This window comes from Kitasatospora sp. NPDC088346, from assembly GCF_044740765.1.
GTDB lineage: Bacteria > Actinomycetota > Actinomycetes > Streptomycetales > Streptomycetaceae > Kitasatospora.
On the sequence record NZ_JBIURH010000002.1, the window covers coordinates 138970 to 156937 of the forward strand.

The following is a 17968-nucleotide window of genomic DNA, read 5'->3' on the forward strand; positions in this document are numbered from 1 at the left end:
GCACCCAGGAATCGGTGCGATCTTTTCACGGTGGACTTCCTCGGGGAGTGAGAGACTGCCTGACGGTCCATCAAGGCGCAGGTCGGGCCCACTCTTCCGTCGACGACCTCTCTCCGGCAATTGATTTCTACTCACATTGTCCAGATTTGGTCACGTCGACCACGAATGTCATCAACAGTGACGTGCATCACCTCGCCTGACTGGCCATCAGGCATTGACTCGGGTCCTTTGACCGCCGATAGGTTCAGGACTTTGCGCCAGATGTTCTCCGGTTTGGCGCGCCGGCCCACAACGGAGGTCTCTGTGCCACTCCCAGGGAGTGCCGACCATCAGCCAGGAACCCGCGGGGTGTCCTGGCTCCACCGCAGACTCGCCGTGGTGAGCGCCGCGGCGCTCGCAGGCTCACTCCTCGTACCGACCGCCGTCGCGGCCGCCGCAGGACCGGACTACTCGCGGCTGTGGACGCCGCCGAACACCGAACTCAAGGACACCCCCTCGGTCACGGGCAAGGACGTACCGCCCACGGCGGTGCCGAAGCCCGCCCACGAGGTGCCGCCGGCCTGGACACCACCGAAGGACGCCAAGGCCACCGCGGTCCCGCGCGGCCGTGCCGACGTTGTGCTCGGCGCGGCTTCGGCGGGCGCGACCAAGAACGGGACGAAGGGGCTTCAGGCACCGGCCGCCGGAGCGCCGGCCAGTGGCACGGAGACGCCTGCCGGCTCGCTGCCCGTCTCCCTGGCGCCGCTGCCCGGCGCCGGCGACGTGGCGGGTCAGACCGTCCATGTCGACATCGCCGATGACCGGACGGCCGGTGCCGCGGGTATCCCCGGACTGGCGGTCGGGCTGTCCCGGGACGGAAACGCCGAGGCGCGGCCCGTGCGGGTCGCGATCGACACCACCAGGCTCGGCGCCCGGTTCGGTGCGGGCTGGGCCGAACGCGCACAGTTGGTCGAGCTGCCGGCCTGCTCACTGACCACCCCCGAGGTGAAGGGGTGCCTCGACCGGACTCCGGTGACATCGCACTTCGATCCGGCAGCGAGGAAACTCGTCGCCGACATCACCTTGACCGGTGCTGACCCGACTCCGCGGACCAGCATCCAGTCCTTGTCCGCAGCCGCGCCGGCAGCAGCTCCTTCCGGCAGTGCGATGGTGCTCGCCGCGGTGTCCGGGACGACGAGCGGCGCCGGCACCTACGCTGCCACACCGCTCAACCCGTCGCAGGCCTGGACTGCCGGGTCGTCGTCAGGAGCGTTCAACTACTCCTACCCGATCCAGGCCCCACCCGCCCTCGGCGGCGCGGCACCCTCGGTGGCGCTCTCGTACGACTCGGCGTCTGTGGACGGAAGGACGTCCTCGACCAACGCCCAGGCGTCGTGGATCGGTGACGGCTGGGACTACAGCGCAGGCTTCGTCGAGCGCTCCTACAGGCCGTGCACCAAGTCCGGCATCACCGGCTCCGGCGACCTGTGCTGGGGCGGCGCGAACGCCACCATCTCGCTCGGCGGTCACTCCGGCGAGCTCGTCCCGGACGACGCGTCCTGCCAGCAGAACGCCCCCGGAGACACCGAGCAGTCGAACTGCACCTGGCGGTTGAAGGGCGACGACGGTACCAAGGTCCAGTTCCTGACCGGTGCCACCAACGGCACCTTCAACGGGTCCTACATCAAGGTCACCGACACCGGCGGCATCGTCTACTACTTCGGCCTGAACCACCTGCCGAAGGCCGACGGCACCCCCAGCGCGGTCGGGCCCGACAGCGGCTCCGCGTGGACCGTCCCGGTGTACTCCCCGAAGGCCGGCGACCCCTGCTACGACAGCGCCAAGGGCAACGCCTCCTGGTGCCAGACCGCGTGGCGGTGGAACCTCGACTACGTCGTCGACCTCCACGGCAACCTCACCAGCTACTCCTACGCCCCCGAGGCCAACTGGTACGCCATGGGCGGCGGCCAGAACCACGGCACCGGTGAGAACCACTCGTACACCCGCGGCGGCGTCCTCAAGACCATCGCCTACGGCCAGCTGCTGAGCGACCAGATCACCGCGAACGGCGCCTACGAGCCCGCCGCGAAGATCGAGTTCAAGTCCGACGAGCGCTGCGTCACCTCGCCGTCCGCCTGCGACCCGGCCCAGCGCACCACTGCGAACGCCGCGAACTGGCCCGATGTCCCGCTCGACCAGAACTGCGGCCAGAGCGGTACCTGCAGCACCTACGGGCCCACGTTCTGGACCACAAAGTGGCTGACCTCTATCACCACCCGGGTCCGGAGCAACGGTGCCTGGCAGGACGTCGACCTGTACGACCTGGCCCACCGGTTCGTCAACGTCCAGAACACGACTGAGAGCACCCAGGTCCCCTGGCTCGGCTCCGTCACCCGGACGGGCAAGGACACCCAGGCCTCGGCCACGCCCGTCACGCTGCCGCCGGTGACGTTCACCGAGATGCTGCTGGCCAACCGGGTCGACGGCACCAACCTGGTGCCCTCCCGCCCGGCCTACAACCGGCCCCGCATCCAGCTCATCACCACCGAGACCGGCGGCACCGTCGGTGTGGACTACTACAGCGCCGACTGCTCGCGCGTCACCGGCGTGATGCCCGCCGCCGCCGATACCGACACCCGGTCCTGCTACAACGTCAAGTGGCATCCCACCACCGAGCAGCCGAACGCGGATCCGATCGACGACTGGTTCCAGCGCTACCCCGTCAGCACCGTGACGGTGAACCCGAACATCGCCGGGTCCGTCCCGATGGCGACCGCGTACAGCTACGGAAGCGCCGCCTGGCACCGCAACGACTCCCCGTTCACCGAGAACAAGGACCGCACCTGGGACCAGTTCCGCGGCTACGCCAGCGTCACCAGCGTCGCCGGAAGCGGCCAGGACGGTCCCAAGTCCCAGAAGACCCTGACCTTCCACCAGGGCATGGACGGTGACATCACCACGTCCGGCACGCGGAGCGTCACCGTCGCGGGCCCGAAGAGCGGCCCGGTCACCGACTCCGACTGGCTCTCCGGCCAGACGCTGGAGGAGGACACCTACGACGCCGCCGGCGGCAGCATCGTCGCCTACACGATCGGCTCCGGGTCGGGTCCGACCGTCACCGCCACTCACAACCGGTCCGGCCTGCCGTCCCTGGTCGCCCGCTACGGGGCGGTCACCTCCACATCGGTGCACAAGGCGCTCAAGGCGGACGGCGGCTGGCAGTCCACCTCGACATCGGTGACGCACGACCCGGCGAACGCCAACCGGGCCGTCAGCACTCTGGAATCGGCGGACGGTCTGCCCGACAGCTGTGTGCGGATGACCTACGCCGCGGCCCCGAACCCCCAGGTGACGGGGCTTCCACTCGAAACCATCGGTGTCTTCGGACCTGGAGCCTGCACGGCCGCTCCCACTGCCGCCAACATCATGTCGTGGACCCGCCAGTACTACGACGGTCAGGCGCTCGGCGTGGCAGGTACGAAGGCGGAACCCACGAGCGCCGAGGGCGTCGACCGCTTCGAGGGTGGCACCGCCAGGTTCACCACCGGCTCGATCCTCACCTACGACGTCTACGGGCGTCAGCTGACCACGACCGACCCCAACTCCACCGACTCCGCCCACCCAGGCGGGGCCACCACGTCCACCGCCTACATCGCTGCCAAGCCGGGCGAACTGCCGAACGCCCTGAGGCTGACAACCCCCGCGCCAGCCGGTGCTTCAGACACTGCGAGCGGCCGGGTGTCGACGACCTCCCTAGACAACGCGCGCGCACTGCCCAAGACCACCACCGACCCGAACAACCGCACCACCACACAGGCGTACGACGCGCTCGGGCGCATGACGGCTGTGTGGCTTCCCGGCCGTGACACCAGCAAGAGCGCAAGCATGAAGTACGCCTACTCCCTGCTCGGAGTGGTCAACGGCACTGCCGTTCCCCCGGCCGTCACCACCTCCACACTGCGCAAGAGCCAGAGTTACGCCATCAGCGTCGCGATCGCAGACGGTACCGGCCGCCCGGTGCAGACCCAGTCCAGCCCGGCCGTATCGGCCTATTCGGGCCGCCTGCTGACCGACACCGCCTACGACTCACAGGGGCGGGCGACCCGCGCCAACAGTGCCTGGTACAACAGCAGCTCCGCACCCGGCACCGTTCTCTACCAGTCCGCGACCAACTCCGTCCCGGCGCAGACCCACACTGTGTACGACGGCCTCGGCCGAGCAGTGACCAGCGAGTTCGTGGCCTACGGCATCGTGCAGAACACCACGTCGACCGTCTACCCCGGCGTCGACCGCACGGACGTCAGTCCTCCGGCGGGCACCACGCCGACGTCCACCGTCACCGACGCACGCGGCCGAACCGCGAAGCTGTGGCAGTACAGGACGCCCACGGCCACCGGGAACTCCGCCGACGCGGACGTGACCAGCTACACGTACACGGCGACCGGCCAGCCCGCATCGCGCAACGACCCTGCCGGCAACACCTGGACCTACGTGTACGACCTGCGTGGACGCCAGGTATCCGCCACCGACCCCGACACGGGTACCAGCACCAGCACGTACAACTCCGCCGGAAAACTGGCAACCGCGACCGACAGCCGTCAGCAGAGCACCACCACAACCTACGACCTGCTCGGTCGCCCGACCGCCACCTACAGCGGCACCGCAGTCGACGCGGCCAAGCAGCTCACCGCCCGTACCTACGACACGGTGCTTCCCGGCCGGCCGGCGACCTCCACCCGCTACACCGACGGCGCGAACGGCGACGCCTACACCAGTGCGATCCTCTCGTACGACACGGCGTACCACCCCACCAGTACAACCCTGACCATCCCCGGTTCCGAGGTCGGTCTGCCCACCCCGTTCACCTACGCCTACACGGCCACCTACGACCCGATCTCCGGCCAACTCACCTCCGACACCCGCCCCGACGTCGGTGACGTGCCCGGTGAGACCATCGACTACCGGTACGAGTCCTCCGGCCCGCTCCTCGGCTACGGCAGCTCGGTCAACTACGACCTGTCCAACGGCTACGACGCCTACGGCCACCCGACGCGCTCCACGGTCAACCCCTGGGGCACCCAGATCGTCGTCACGAACACCTACGACACATCCACCGGCCGCCAGCTGACCCAGTACGTGGACAAGCAGACCGCGTCCACCGGCGCCGTCCAGCAGACCACCTACGCGTACGACCCCTCGGGCCGCCTCTCGGCGATCCGCACCATCCCCGACAACAGCCCTGCCGACACCGACCTGCAGTGCTTCGGCTACGACTACCTCAGCCGGCTCACCGACGCCTGGACGGACACCGGCTCTCTCACGACCATCGGAGGATCGACCGTCGGCGGCCGTGGCGGCTGCGCCAACGCCGGCCCCACCAGCGGCGCCCAGTCTCCGGAGAAGTCCACCGTCGGCGGCCCTGCACCCTACTGGCAGACCTACACCTACGACCTGACCGGCAACCGCAAGTCCCTGGTCCGGCACGACCCGGGCGGTGACGTCACCAAGGACACCACCACCACCCAGGCCTTCCCCGCTCCCGGTACCACCAACAACCCCACCAGCGCGCCCATCACCGGCGGCGGAACGGGAGGACCGCACGCCCTGCTGTCCTCCACCACCACCAGCCCGACCGGAACGACCGGCGCATCCAGCCAGTTCGACGCGGCGGGCAACACCACCAGCGTCACCGACACTTCCGGCACGGCGACTCTCACCTGGAACACCGAGGGCAAGCTCGCCGCCTACGCGAAGACCGGCAGCGCCGGCGACACCACCTACGTCTACGACGCGGACGGCAACCAGCTCATCCGCCGCAACCCGGGCAAGACCACTGTCAACCTCGGCAGCGACGAACTCGTCTACGACACCGCCGCCAAGACCCTGACCGGCACGCGGTCGTACCCGATTCCCGCGGGCCTCACCGCAGTACGCCAGGGCACCAAGCTGACCTACCAGGTCAACGACCAGCACGGCACCGGCAACCTGTCCCTGGAGACCACCACCCTCGCCGAAACCCGTCGCGCTACGGACCCGTTCGGCAACCCCCGGGGCACCCTACCCCCTCCCGGCAGCTGGGCCGGCGACAAAGGCTTCGTCGCAGGCACCAAGGACGACACCACCGGACTCACCAACCTCGGCGCCCGCCAGTACCAGCCCCTGACCGGGCGCTTCCTCAGTCCGGACCCTCTGATCATGCCCGCAGACCCGCAACAGTGGAACGGCTACGCATACAGCGACAACAACCCGGTCAACATGACCGACCCGACAGGCATGGCCCTGGAGGAGTGCGCGAGTGGGATGGCCAGATGCTCCAACATGGGTACCAAGATCGAGGGTGATGGTCCGAGGTATCAGCAGGTAGTCCAGGAGGTCAAGGCCGCACAGCCTGCCCGGCAGGCCGGGTACGTGAGGTTCCTGCTGGCCAAGGGCCTTCAGCCGGGTGCGGGATGGGCCGGGAGCCTGCCGTCCAGCATCGAGGACGAGAAGAAGAAGGCGCGAAGGGCCTACGGCGAGGAGTTGGAGAAGAAGTACCTGGAGAACACCAACTTCAAGTACGACACGGTGCCGGGCCAGCTGAAGGTCCCCGGCGCGGAGCCGTACGACAGCCTCGCGACAGGTCAGACCAAGAGGTCAGAGCTGATGGTCTGCGCCTACATCGGCGTGTCCGACTGCTACGACGTGAAGCTGATCACGGGATGGGCCGCGGAGGCCCAACAGCATGAGTACCCCGGCCAAGCGGAGAACGAAAACGTGAACGCGTTCCGACACTTCATCTGGCAAGCCATGATCACCGCCAAGTACGGCCGTGAGGAGGCCGAGATGGTGGCAGACGCTCACGAGGCCTACGGCGAAAGAGAAGGCCAGAAGTACGCCGACCACAAATCTGACCTGGTGAACAATGAGTACGGTCGGAAGATGGGGGAGAAGATCGCCGCGGCGAACCAGGGAGCCTCGCAGTCGCAGCTGAGGGGTGTGGTCATCGCCGAGGCCCGGAAGTACCTAGCTAGCGGGGACTTCGGCCGTCCCGGTGACTTCGAGTAGCACGATTTGGAGAGGAAGTACGGTGATCAGGTCCTTAAGGGCGGGACGGGTGCGTGTCCGCGGTGGGCTGCGCGTCGTCGCCGTTTCGCTGGTGTTGTCCCTGCCATTGGCGGTTTCGTGCACCACGTCAGGAGGCGAAGGTGAGGCGCCCGTCGTCGGGTCATGGAAGTCCAGTGCCGGCACGATCGAGCTCCTGGACGGCGGAACGCTCGGAGAAGTGAGTCTGCCCCCTGCCTCGTGCCGTGGCGCGTCATCGCCGACCGCGGTGAAGTTCACTGGGACCTGGCGGCACGACAGGCTCGACGACGCCGGACCCGGCGCACTCGTCAAGCTGACGTCCGTCACAGGGGATCTGACGTGCGAGCGGTTCTTCGTCTACTTCAAATACCAGGGTGAGGAGCGACTGCAGATGACCGTCTCCGAAGCCGGCCAGGAGCCGTTCGTCCGGCAGTAGCCCAGACTCCGCGCATGCGGTGAGGCTGATCCTGCTTTGAGAGCGCCCTGTCCGGGATGTCGGGCGGGGCGCTCTCGCGGTGGGAACCAACACGCGGTTCCCCTGGACGAGTAGATCCGAATGCCCTCCTGGTCACAGCTAGGGCAGGGCCTCCACGGGGCCCGGAGAGCGGCGTTCTTCGGGCCAGTAGCGGTAGAGCCGCAGGTCGGTTTCGAGTTCGCTCTACAACCTCCGCCGACGCCACTCGACGCTCGGCTATCTCAGCCCGATCCAGTTCGAACAGCAGACAGCGACGTCCCGTGAGATCGCCCTCGCCGCCTGAAACTCCGCTGTCCACGTCCCGGGGGAAGCCTCAGCACGCCACATTGTCCAGTCCGCCTCCGGACCGCGTCGCACGGACGCCGGTCACCGCCGCTCCCTGCACCTCACGGTGCGGAACATACCCGGGATAGCCTGACGGGCCATGAGAAGGCCGCCTCCGTTATGGCTACTCGGATGAAGCCATTCACCGATCAAGGGCGGGTACGAGGAAGGTGGCGGCCCGTATCCGGGCTCGGGGATCCACATGACGCGCCCGCTCAGCGGCTTGTTCGTACCGTGTGCATCGGGTGGCCATGGCTGTCGATTGGAGCGGCAGTTGACGGGGCAGCAAGCCGGCGGGCGGCTCTTGTCACGTGATTGTGAAGATCGCTAGCATCGCTTGTGGAGCTGCCTCCCGGGGGCACCCGGTGAGGAGGGGAGCGGTGGGGGCGTTAGTCGGGCGGCAGGGCGAGGTCGTGGTGCTGGCCCGGGCCGTCGAGGGGCTCGGCGCCGGGCGGGGCGGGGTGTTGGAGGTCGTGGGTGATCCCGGGATCGGGAAGACCGGCCTGCTGAACGTGCTCGCCCGGGTGGCCGGTGAGCGGGGCGCCGTGGTGCTGCGGGCGCGGGCGGACGCCGAGGGTGGGAAGCCGTACCAGGTGTTCCGGGATGCGTGGGAGGCGACCGGTCCGGCCGGTCCGGGTGGGCCGGTCTGGGACGCGGGCTCCGAACGGGAGTTGGCGCGCTCCCTGCGTACGTGGTGGGCGGGCGCGGTCGTCGTGCTGGACGACTTCCACCACTGCGACCCCGCCTCCGCCCGCCTCGCCGAGCGGCTGATCGGGGAGCCCGGCCCGCGCCCGTACCTGCTGGTGCTGGCGCACCGTCCGCGGCAGACGCCGCCCGCCCTGCTGGCCGCGCTGGACGACGCCCGGCAGGCGGGCACCCTGGTGAGCGTGGAGCCGGGCCCGTTGGATGCCGCCGCGGTGGCGGCGGTGATCGCGGACGCGGGCGGTCCGTCCGACGGCAGCACCGAGGCGGAGGCGCTGCGGGCGGCGGCCCGGGGCAATCCCCGGATCCTGCGGATCCTGTTGGCGGCGGGCCCCCGGAACGCCACCGCGGACGCCGCCGTGGGCCCGCTGCTTCGGGCGGCCGCGCCGCTGCTCGCGGAGCTGGACGCCCTGCCCGAGGACGCCCGGGACGTGATCGCCGCCGCGGCCGTCCTGCGTGAGCCGTTCCGGCTCGGCGATCTGGCGCAGGTGACGGGTCATACCGTCGACCGCACCGCCGTCGCCCTCGCCGAGCTGGCCCGCGTCGATCTGGTCCGGCCCGGCGGTCCGGCCGGGGAGTTGGTGTTCCGGCATCCGGTGCTGGGCCGGCTGGTGCACCACCGGACCGGTCCCGGCCGCCGGTTGGAGGCCCATCGCCGGGCGCTGGCCCTGCTGGAGGCGCGCGGTGCCGGCGCCGCCGCGCGGGCCCGGCACGCCGAGCACACCCTGCTGGCCGGTGAGGACCCCTCGGCGGCGGTGGCGGTGCTGATCGAGGGCGCCGCCGAGGCGTTCGCCGAGCGGCCCGCGACCGCCGCCCGCTGGCTGCGGGTCGCTTTGGAGTCGGCGCCGGGTGACGGGCCGGGCACCGAGTCGCGGATCGCCCTCGCGCTGGACCGCTGCCGGGCGTTGACCGCCGCCGGCCGGCTCGGCCAGGCCCGGGCGCTGGGCCACGAGGTGCTGCGGACGCCGGGTGGTCTGCCCGAGCGGCTGCGGGTGGCGGCGCTGGCGGTGTGCGCCGGGGTGGAGCGCCTGCTCGGACGGTACGAGGAGGCCGAGGCGATGGCCCGGACGGTCGTCGACCGGCTGCCCCGCCCGCTGCCGTCCCCGCTGCCCGCCGAGACCGCCGAGCTGGTCTTCGAGTACGGCCTGCTGCACGCCGTGCGGGGCACCGCGGCCGAGGTCCGCGGGCTGGTGCACGAGGCTTCCGCAGGTACCGAGGGGCACGCCGACGGGCGGACCGCGCTGCGGGTGCTGGCGGCGTTCTGCGACAGCTACGTCGGTGACTTCGCGCAGGCCGGGCCGGAGGTCGTCCGGTGCGGCGAACTGGTCGACGCCCGGCCCGACACGGTGGCGGGCCGCGCCCCGGACGTGCTGGCGCTGCTCGGCTGCGCGGAGCTGTACCTGGAGCGTTTCGCCGATGCCCGTCGCCATCTGCGGCGGGGCCTGTCGGCGGGCAGCGGCGGCGCCCACAAGCATCTCGCGGTGAACCAGTTGCTCGGTCTGTCACAGCTCGACCAGTGGGCGGGCCGGCTGGATCTGGCGCAGCGTCACGCCCGGAGGGCGGAGGGCCTGGCGGGGGAGCTCGGCGCGCCGGACGCCGTCGGGCTGGCGATGGCGATGCGCGCCTCGGCGATGCTGTGGGCGCTGCCGCGGCGCCGGACGCCGGAGGCGCTCTCCCTGGCGGAGGCCGGGCTGCGGCACACGGTGCCCGGCACCGGCTGGTGGGCCGGTGCGGCGCTCGGGCTGCTGGCGGTGGCGCGGCTGGTGGGCGGGGATCCCGCCGACTGCCTGCGGACGCTGCTGGAGGGCGGTGGCGAGGACCTCGAACGGCTGCAACCGCCTTCCCGGCCTTCGCTGTTCGCGTTGATGACCACGGCGGCGACGCTGTGCGGGGATCTCGGTCTGGCCCGTCGCAGCGCGCTCGCCGCGGATGCGGCGGCGGCCGGGCTCGGGCGGCCGGCCTTCCAGCAGGCGCACGCCGACCGGGCGGGCGCGGCGCTCGCCTTCGCCGAGGGCAACCAGGTCCGCTCGACGGAGCTGGCGCTGGGGGCCGCAGAAACGTTCCGGTCGCTGCGGATGCCGGTGCCGTACGCGTGGACGGTGCTGGCCGCCGCGCCGTCCCTGGCGCTGGTGCACGGCCCCGCGGCGGCACTCGGCACGCTGGACCGGGCGCTGGCCCAGGCGCAGGCCTGCGGGGCGCTGCGGTTGTGCGAGGACGGTGCCCGGGTGCGGGCGGCGCTGGCGGCGGGCGCCCCGGGGGCGCCGGCGGCCGCCGGGCCCTTCGACGCGCTGAGCGGACGCGAGCGGGAGGTGGCGGAGCTCGCCGCGGCCGGGCTGGCGTCGCGCCGGATCGCCGAGCGGCTGGTGCTGAGCCCCCGCACGGTGGAGGCGCACCTCGGCAGCGTGTACCGCAAGCTCGGGGTGTCCTCCCGGCTGGCGCTGAGCCGCCTGGTACGGCACTCGGCGAACCTCGACGACCCGGCCTGAGCGGACCCGAACAGCCCTGAACGGCCCTGCGCGGCGCTACAGGCAGACCCAGCAGTAGAGCCGGTCGCCGGCCGCGCGGGCCCGTCGGGCGAGCCCGATCAGGGCCTCGGCCGTCGGCCGGAGGGCTTCGGCGGGTGCGCCGTGGAACTCCTCGGCCTGCGCCCACCGGCCCACGATCGCGGGCACGTCGGTGTCGTCGACCGCCGCCAGGCAGTCCCGGACCGCCGTGTCGAGCTCGAACACCCACGGGCCCGTCGCCCAGGGGTCGTCCTCGCCCTGCGGGCCCTGCGGGCCGGGCTGCGGGACGGCGGGCCAGACCGCCCGGTCCTTCACCAGGTCCGTGTCCCACGGGATCCGGCGGATCGCGGCGACGAGCCGGCCCAGGACGACCGTCGGGTCGACGCCCTTGGCCTCGACCCCGTCGACGGCCGCGTCCCCCGCGCCGGCCCGTGGGAGGCCGACCGGCGGGCCGGCGTCGGTGCGTTCGAGCCGCTCGACGACCGTCGCCGCGTCGGCCGCGCGGAAGTAGTCGGTCAGTACGCCCATGGGTGCCTCCTGCTCAGCGGTTCGGGACGTCCGGGGACGTACACGGGGAAGTACAGCAGACGCTTCCGACGGAACCGGGTACCCCTCTTGCGTACGGCTACGGATGTCCGCGGGCGGGGCCGGGCGCGAGACTCGTCCGCGACGCGGCCGCGTTCGCTCGCTCCCCCCGCCCTCGCATCCTCCGTGGAGAAGAACACATGAAGCTCAGGACCGCCTTGAGCGCCGTCGCGCTCGGCGTCACCGTGCTCACCGCGACGCCCGCGCTGGTCGTCCCGCAGGTCGCGTTCGCCAGCGACTGTTACACCTCGTGCGACCCCTGGGACCACGACTACACCGACGACGGTTTCGTCTTCGACGTGGACAACGGCCGGGTCGGCGACACCCCGTTCCCGGACGACGAGGTGATCCGGGTGATCGGCGTGGCCCGGCCGGACCCGGCGCCGGCGCCGCCGGAGGCCGGCTTCCCGTCGGGCGGCGGTGCGCCGGGTGCGCCCGGCACCAAGGCCGTCCCGACCCAGAAGGGCCCGGCGCGCCTGGTGCGCAAGCAGTGCGTCGAGAACACCGGCGACCACGCCACCACGTTCAAGAGCACGGTCACGTACAGCGTGTCGTACCAGGTGAGCACCAGCCTGGGGCTGGAGGCGTTCAACGCCCTGAAGCTCGCCGTCGGGCACGAGTTGAACACGTCGAGCTCGGAGAGCACCGAGGTGGAGGCGACCATCGCGCCGCACGGCACCTGGGCGCTGAACGTGGAGTACCAGACCGTCGAGTACGCGATCACCAGCTCCAGCTGGCTCGGTTCCTCGGTGGAGTACGTGACCGTCAGCCAGCCGACCGGCCGGATCGTCACGGGCAGCTGCTGACAGCGACGGTGCGGCGGGCCCACCGATCCCCCTCGGTGGGCCCGCCGCACCGGCCTTGTCCTCCCACCCCCTCTGTGGAGTCACCATGAAGTCCATGACCGAGGCGGCGCACCGGATCCGGCCCGTCGTCCCGCCTCCGGGCGCCGAGGCCGTCCCCGCCGGGGCCCGGGCCCAGGCGCTGGCGGCGCTGGCCGAACTGCGGGAGGCCGCACGGTACCTGGGTGATCCGGACCTGTTCCACCGCCCGCGCCTCCGGGCGAAGCTGCACCACGGACGGGTCGGCGGGGCGGACCCGGCCCTGCTGGTCGAGCAGCTCGGTGCCGCCGCCGAACAGCGGGTGGCGGCAGGCCTGTTGGCGGTCGGCTCGGTCCGGGAGGAGCTGCGCCAACGGCCCGGGCGCCGGCCGTGCTTCACCCCCGACGCACTCGCCGACCTGCACCGGCTGCTGGTGGCCGGGGACCCCAACATCCCGGGCGGGGGCGGTTTCCGGCGCACCACCGCCCGGGTGACCTGGCCCGACGGGAGCCGTTTCGTCATCGCGGTCGCCCCCGGCCGGGCGCTGCACGGGCACCTGGAGCGCTGGTACCGGTGGACCACCGGCACCGACTCCCCCGACCTGGACGTCGCGGCGCTCGGGATGCTGCGGCTGTTCACCGTGCACCCGTTCCCGGACGGCAACGGCCGGATCGCCCGCCTGCTGGCCCAGTGCGACCTGGTGGGGGCCGGGCTGCTGCCGGGTCTGCTGCTGGACCTCGAAGGCTGGGTCGACGGCAACCGCGAGGAGCACGACCTCGCCGTGGTCGCGGCGGCCGACGGCGACTGGGCGCGGTGGGGCGCCGTCTTCGCCCGCGCCGTCACCGAGACCGCCCGGCACCGGACCGCCGCCATCGGCGCCTACCGGCGGGTGCTGGAGGCCTCCGTCGACCGGACGGCCGCGGCCGGGGACCCGGAGGCGGCCGAGGTGCTGGACCAGCTCCGCTCCAGCCCGGCGGTGTCCGCGCACTGGCTGGGCGAACGGATTCCCGGCGACCCGCGACCGGCCCTGAGCCGCCTGCGCTCGGCCGGAGTGCTCACCCCCCACCCGCGGCTGCCCGGCGCCCTGGTGCACCCGCGACTGCTGGCGGTGCTGGACGAGCCGTTCGGCGACCAGGCGCCCGAAGTCGCCGGACCTAGACGAGAGTGACGATCTTTCCCCGGGCGTGTCCGCGCTCGGAGTGGGCGTGGGCCCGTGCGATCTCCTCCAGGGGGTAGGTCTGTTCGACGCGCGGCGTGTAACGGCCCTGCGCGCCGAATCGGGCGGCTTCGGCGAGGAGCCCGGGGTCGTTCACCGCATTGGCGATGCGGACGCCCAGGCGAGCGGCATTCATGTGGTCGGCGACCGTCACCACGCGGTCCGGGCTTCCGGCGATCTCGACGAGGTCCGCGAGGGACCCGGAGGCGGCGGTGTCGAGCACGAGGTCGATCCCCTGGGGGGCCAGGTCCGCGAGTCGTTCGGCGAGGCCCGTGCCGTAGGTCGTGGGAAGGGCACCGAGGTGGGAGAGGTACGCATGGTTGTGTTCGCCGGCCGTCCCGATCACGGTGGCCCCCAGGGCGACCGCGAGCTCGACCGCCGCGCTGCCGACACCGCCGGCGGCGCCCTCGACGAGCACCGTGCGCCCCGCCAGCGATCCGAGCGCCTTCAGCCCTCCCAACGCCGTCACGGCCGCCAGTCCGGCCCCGCCCGCCTGTGCATCGCTCCACGCCTCGGGCGCGGGGGCCCAGGCCGAGAGCAGGGCCAGCTGCGCCGTCGCTCCCGTGACCCCGCCCAGCCCGAAGACGCGGTCGCCCACGCCCACCCCGTCCACTCCTTCCCCGATCCCGTCGACCAGGCCGACGGCGTCGCGGCCGGGGATGGCCGGCAGGTCCACGGGGATGACGTCGCGCAACTCTCCGCTGCGCACCTTCCAGTCGATGGGGTTGACGCTGGCTGCCGCGACGCGAATGCGGATCTCTCCGACGCCGGGCTGCGGGTCCGGTGCCTCCTCGACGACGAGGGTCTCCGTGCCGCCGTACTCGTGGTAGCGCGCTGCGCGCATGGTGTTCCGCCTTTCCTCGCGGTGGCTTGGTAAGCCTTGGCGTCAGCTACGCTAAAACCTGACGTCAGTGTCAGGTGCAAGTCGGACGAGTGGATCGGAGGCCCCGTGCGCATCGGTGAGGTGGCCCGGCAGGCCGACGTGAGTGTGCGCGCCCTGCGCTACTACGAAGAGCAGGAGCTGCTGCACGCCGAACGCAGCAGCGGAGGGCAGCGCCACTATCCGGACTCGGCGGTGGCCCGGGTGAGGCTGATTCAGCAGCTCTTCGCCGCCGGGCTGTCCAGCAGATCCGTGCGCGAAGTGCTGCCCTGCGTGGACTCCGGCACAGCGGCACCCGGCCTCCTGGACCACCTGGAGGCCGAACGCGCCCGCATCAGCGAACGCATCACCGACCTCACCGCGGCACGCGACCGGCTCGACGCAGTGATCGCCAACACTCGCAACCCCCCGCCCGAGTGCACCCACCATCCGGAACAGGTCACCCCAGCACCTGCCGATCGACCCGCGGAAGGGCGCGATCACGCGGCCTGATCGTGCCGGCCGGACCGGTCGCACCGCCGCCAGGTCACGCAGCCGTCGAGCCGGGCGCCGTACACACGTCGCGCGCCGCACATCAACACGCCAATCCAGCGATTGACAGTCCGTCAGATTCTCGGGGAGCCTCGTTGCACGGGGGCGCCGCTGCGGCATGCCCCGCCGACAAGCGAAGCGAGTTGGTGCACATGACGTCCGCCGTCCCGACCTGGCCCGGCGAGTGGCAGCACGAGATCACGTCGATCACCATGGGGAACAGCGTCCTCGGCCCGACGAACTCCCTGTTCAAGAACATCACCGCCGATCCGGCCATCGTGGGACAGCCCGCCAACCTGGTGGCCAGCCTGCTCGACCCCCACGCCGGACCGCACGCCGCGAAGGCCATCCTGGTCGCGATGAACGACGCCGTCCCCAACCTGGCGGCGGTCAACAACCTCCCGCCCGGCACGGCGGCGAACGGCGGGTTCCGCCTGCCGAGCCGGTTCCCGCTGCCCAGCTACACCGTGGTGCTGGAACTGGTCGCCGCCAAGACGCTGTGGCTCAACGGCCACACGGAGTTCCTGCCCTGGCCCTTCGACGAGGCCAAGCTCAAGCCCGACTTCGCCGTCCGCGGCCACTGTCCGGACCCGGCCCACCACACCGCCGTGACCTTCTACGACGCCTGCACCGAGGTCGGCGACAGCCTGAAGGTCGGCGGCACCAAGACCGCCCCCGACCTGCTCGCCGGCCTCTACAGCGGCGTCACGGGCAAGCTCGCGGCGTACCCCAAGAAGCAGGTCACCGTCTTCATGGACGCCTGCGACAACCCGTCCCTCTACAACGGGGCGGCGCCCAACTTCAACGGAGCCACCATCGCCGCCAACCTCCAGGCCAAGATCGTGACGGACCTCAACCCGGAACTGAAGAGCTGCCTGGCCGGGGTCTTCGTCCTCTTCCCCGACTGGACGCTGCACCGACTGGACCCGCACGCCTGGCGCTGACGGCACACCGCCGCCCCTCCCGGAAGGGGCGGCGGACCGAACCGTCAGCAGCCCGGGAACTCACCGGCGCGAACGCCGGCGACGAAGGAACGCCAGGCGGCCGCCGGGAAGACCAGCTTCGGACCGTCGGGGTCCTTGGAGTCACGAACGGGCATGACGCCCTCGAAGCCGTCGGCGACCTCGATGCAGTTTCCGCCGTCGCCAGTGCTGTAGGTGCTCTTACGCCACGAGGCATCATCCAAGTTGCGTGCGGTGTTCATGGTGCGCAGTCCCTCCATCGCCGAACGAATCCTGGCCAGTGAAGCTTCCTCTGACATGGAATCACCTAGCAAGAGATCATATGCGTACGCCCAGTCACGAAACCGGACTGGATCGTCAACCAGCTGGCCCCGGTGGATACCGTCGACGTAGATGACGTCAGGTTCCTGAGGCAGAGTCAACAGTGTGAAGCTGTGATCGAAGGCCGCAACCGCCCCCAGCGAGAGTGGCGCCACACGGAGCACGATGTGGGGTGCCTCAGCCATGCGAAGCAGGTGCGCCAGCTGTGCGCGCATCACTGCCTCGCCACCATAGTTACGGAGCAGCACCCCCTCATCGAGGACGATCAGCAAGCGCGGTGGGTCCCCGCCAGCCAGGATGCGCTGCCGATCGAGCCGTGCTGCGACGAGTTCTTCGATTCGGTCCGGCGAAGCCGACGGCTCCTTCGCGCGAAAGAGCGTTCGGGCGTAGTCCCGTGTCTGCAACAGGCCTGGCACCAGCTGCACCTGGAACTGTCGAATGATCGTCGCCTCCGCCTCCATCCCCGCGTACCGGCGGAACCACCCCGGGTGGCCGACCGCGCCGTCCCAGTCCACCCGAGACCAGATCCGTGCCAGCAGCTGCCCCGTCCCCAGCGCCCGGTCGCACAGCTCCGCGAACTCCCGGGTCGGTTTGCGGGTGGCGCCCTCGATGCGGCTGATCTGGCCGGGGGTGCAGTGGACCCGGGCTCCCAGCTCGTGCTGGCTCAGGCCGGCGGCCTCGCGGGCGAACAGCAGCTCGGAGCCGAACATCGCGGGGGAACAGGTGATCGGGCTGGTCAGGCCCTTGCGACGGTTGATGGCAACCCCCGGTTGTGTCAGCACGTTTGGAAAGTTGGATCGCTCGCCACGGTACCCGCGAGCGGCGATCCTTTGTAGCGGAACGGAGCAACAAGCTCACCGCGCGTCACCATCCCGAAAGGGCCGCTGCGCCATGCCCGAAATGCTCGACAGACCCTCCGACACGGCGAGCGGGGTGTCCTTCTGGCTCGCGCGTCACGGCCGGTCGGCCGCCGCGGCCCGCCGGCTGCTGCGGACCTTCCTGGCGGCCACCCCGGGCGGCGGGGACTTCGACTGGGAGGCCGACCTGCTGCTCTCGGAGCTGGTCGCGAACGCGGTGACACATGCCAGGGTGCCGCCAGGTCCGCTGATCCGGATCCGGTTCGGGCTGGAGTTCGGGCGGCTGCGCATCGAGGTGCACGACGGGAGTGCGGTGGTGCCGCACGCCCGGGAGGTGGACCGGCTCGACGAGTCGGGGCGGGGGATGCACCTGGTCGGGGCGCTGGCGGAGGCCTGGGGCGTCGGTCCGCGGGCGGACGGGCCGGGGAAGGTGGTCTGGGCGACGCTCGCGCCGCGGACCGACCGCCACGCCCCTGACAGTCCCAGCACCACCGACGGCCGCGATGGCTAGCCCCACGCCGTACACCGAGGCGTTCGCGCTGGCCGTGCGGCTGACCGGCGCCACCGGCACCCGGGCCCGGGTGACCCTGGGCGCGGCGGGCGGCTTCCGGGTGGAGGCCCCGCTCCCGCCCGGCCTGGGCGGGGAGGCCCAGGCCGGGGTGGTGGCGCTGCTGCGTCAGGCGGACTGGTTCGGCCACCGGAACCGGGCGCAGGCCGAGTCGGTCTGGGCCGAACTCGACTGAACCGCC

Annotated in this window: 12 protein-coding genes and 1 pseudogene; 10 read left to right on the forward strand and 3 right to left on the reverse strand. The window is 71.4% G+C overall.

Annotated features, from left to right (window positions below; all coding sequences use genetic code 11):
* The first annotated feature begins 348 nt into the window (after window positions 1-348).
* The 4 genes and pseudogenes from ACIOFR_RS04265 to ACIOFR_RS04280 all read left to right on the forward strand — a co-directional run bounded on the left by ACIOFR_RS04265 (window position 349) and on the right by ACIOFR_RS04280 (window position 11028).
* Window positions 349-7023, forward strand: a complete 6675-nt coding sequence (locus tag ACIOFR_RS04265) for an RHS repeat-associated core domain-containing protein (protein ID WP_400992298.1) — start codon at window positions 349-351, stop codon at window positions 7021-7023.
* A gap of 265 nt (window positions 7024-7288) precedes the next feature.
* On the forward strand, window positions 7289-7477 hold the full coding sequence (locus ACIOFR_RS04270; RefSeq protein WP_400992300.1) for a hypothetical protein: 189 nt from the start codon (window positions 7289-7291) through the stop codon (window positions 7475-7477).
* A 223-nt stretch (window positions 7478-7700) separates the two neighbouring features.
* A pseudogene (locus ACIOFR_RS04275) lies at window positions 7701-7799 on the forward strand (IS3 family transposase); the annotation flags it as partial.
* Window positions 7800-8220: 421 nt separating this feature from the next.
* Window positions 8221-11028 carry a LuxR C-terminal-related transcriptional regulator gene (locus ACIOFR_RS04280; RefSeq protein ID WP_400992301.1) on the forward strand — a complete coding sequence of 936 codons (2808 nt, stop codon included), beginning with the start codon at window positions 8221-8223 and terminating at the stop codon, window positions 11026-11028.
* Between the two features lie 36 nt (window positions 11029-11064).
* On the opposite strand, the gene ACIOFR_RS04285 is transcribed toward ACIOFR_RS04280, so the two are convergent.
* Complete coding sequence (locus ACIOFR_RS04285; RefSeq protein WP_400992303.1) at window positions 11065-11574, reverse strand: hypothetical protein; 510 nt, start codon at window positions 11572-11574, stop codon at window positions 11065-11067.
* Between the two features lie 197 nt (window positions 11575-11771).
* On the opposite strand from ACIOFR_RS04285, the gene ACIOFR_RS04290 reads away from it, so the two are divergent.
* Both ACIOFR_RS04290 and ACIOFR_RS04295 read left to right on the forward strand, forming a co-directional pair.
* The gene (locus ACIOFR_RS04290) at window positions 11772-12437 is read left to right on the forward strand and encodes a DUF6426 family protein (protein ID WP_400992304.1); all 666 of its coding nucleotides are present in this window, start codon (window positions 11772-11774) and stop codon (window positions 12435-12437) included.
* An 85-nt stretch (window positions 12438-12522) separates the two neighbouring features.
* Window positions 12523-13620: a Fic family protein gene (locus ACIOFR_RS04295; RefSeq protein ID WP_400992306.1), complete on the forward strand. Its 1098-nt coding sequence runs from the start codon at window positions 12523-12525 to the stop codon at window positions 13618-13620.
* Here the strand turns inward: ACIOFR_RS04295 and ACIOFR_RS04300 are convergent.
* Window positions 13607-14512, reverse strand: coding sequence for an NADP-dependent oxidoreductase (locus tag ACIOFR_RS04300; protein WP_400992308.1), 906 nt, complete (start codon window positions 14510-14512; stop codon window positions 13607-13609). The genes ACIOFR_RS04295 and ACIOFR_RS04300 overlap by 14 nt on opposite strands.
* Window positions 14513-14617: 105 nt before the next feature.
* Here ACIOFR_RS04300 and ACIOFR_RS04305 point away from each other — a divergent pair, with 105 nt between their 5' ends.
* Both ACIOFR_RS04305 and ACIOFR_RS04310 read left to right on the forward strand, forming a co-directional pair.
* Window positions 14618-15040: a MerR family transcriptional regulator gene (locus ACIOFR_RS04305; RefSeq protein WP_400992309.1), complete on the forward strand. Its 423-nt coding sequence runs from the start codon at window positions 14618-14620 to the stop codon at window positions 15038-15040.
* Window positions 15041-15231: 191 nt separating this feature from the next.
* Window positions 15232-16023 carry a hypothetical protein gene (locus tag ACIOFR_RS04310; RefSeq protein WP_400992311.1) on the forward strand — a complete coding sequence of 264 codons (792 nt, stop codon included), beginning with the start codon at window positions 15232-15234 and terminating at the stop codon, window positions 16021-16023.
* Window positions 16024-16067: 44 nt separating this feature from the next.
* On the opposite strand, the gene ACIOFR_RS04315 is transcribed toward ACIOFR_RS04310, so the two are convergent.
* The gene (locus tag ACIOFR_RS04315) at window positions 16068-17144 is read right to left on the reverse strand and encodes a Scr1 family TA system antitoxin-like transcriptional regulator (RefSeq protein WP_400992313.1); all 1077 of its coding nucleotides are present in this window, start codon (window positions 17142-17144) and stop codon (window positions 16068-16070) included.
* Window positions 17145-17262: 118 nt separating this feature from the next.
* On the opposite strand from ACIOFR_RS04315, the gene ACIOFR_RS04320 reads away from it, so the two are divergent.
* The gene (locus ACIOFR_RS04320; RefSeq protein WP_400992314.1) at window positions 17263-17730 is read left to right on the forward strand and encodes an ATP-binding protein; all 468 of its coding nucleotides are present in this window, start codon (window positions 17263-17265) and stop codon (window positions 17728-17730) included.
* On the forward strand, window positions 17723-17962 hold the full coding sequence (locus ACIOFR_RS04325) for a hypothetical protein (protein ID WP_400992315.1): 240 nt from the start codon (window positions 17723-17725) through the stop codon (window positions 17960-17962). The genes ACIOFR_RS04320 and ACIOFR_RS04325 overlap by 8 nt, the downstream gene beginning before the upstream one ends.
* Window positions 17963-17968: the final 6 nt, after the last annotated feature.

Bases quoted from the DNA above. Each gene is read 5' to 3' on its own strand.
- ACIOFR_RS04300 (WP_400992308.1), bottom strand. From the start codon at position 14,512: ATGCGCGCAGCGCGCTACCACGAGTACGGCGGCACGGAGACCCTCGTC.
- ACIOFR_RS04290 (WP_400992304.1), top strand. From the start codon at position 11,772: ATGAAGCTCAGGACCGCCTTGAGCGCCGTCGCGCTCGGCGTCACCGTG.
- ACIOFR_RS04325 (WP_400992315.1), top strand. From the start codon at position 17,723: ATGGCTAGCCCCACGCCGTACACCGAGGCGTTCGCGCTGGCCGTGCGG.
- ACIOFR_RS04320 (WP_400992314.1), top strand. From the start codon at position 17,263: ATGCTCGACAGACCCTCCGACACGGCGAGCGGGGTGTCCTTCTGGCTC.
- ACIOFR_RS04285 (WP_400992303.1), bottom strand. From the start codon at position 11,574: ATGGGCGTACTGACCGACTACTTCCGCGCGGCCGACGCGGCGACGGTC.
- ACIOFR_RS04295 (WP_400992306.1), top strand. From the start codon at position 12,523: ATGAAGTCCATGACCGAGGCGGCGCACCGGATCCGGCCCGTCGTCCCG.
- ACIOFR_RS04310 (WP_400992311.1), top strand. From the start codon at position 15,232: ATGACGTCCGCCGTCCCGACCTGGCCCGGCGAGTGGCAGCACGAGATC.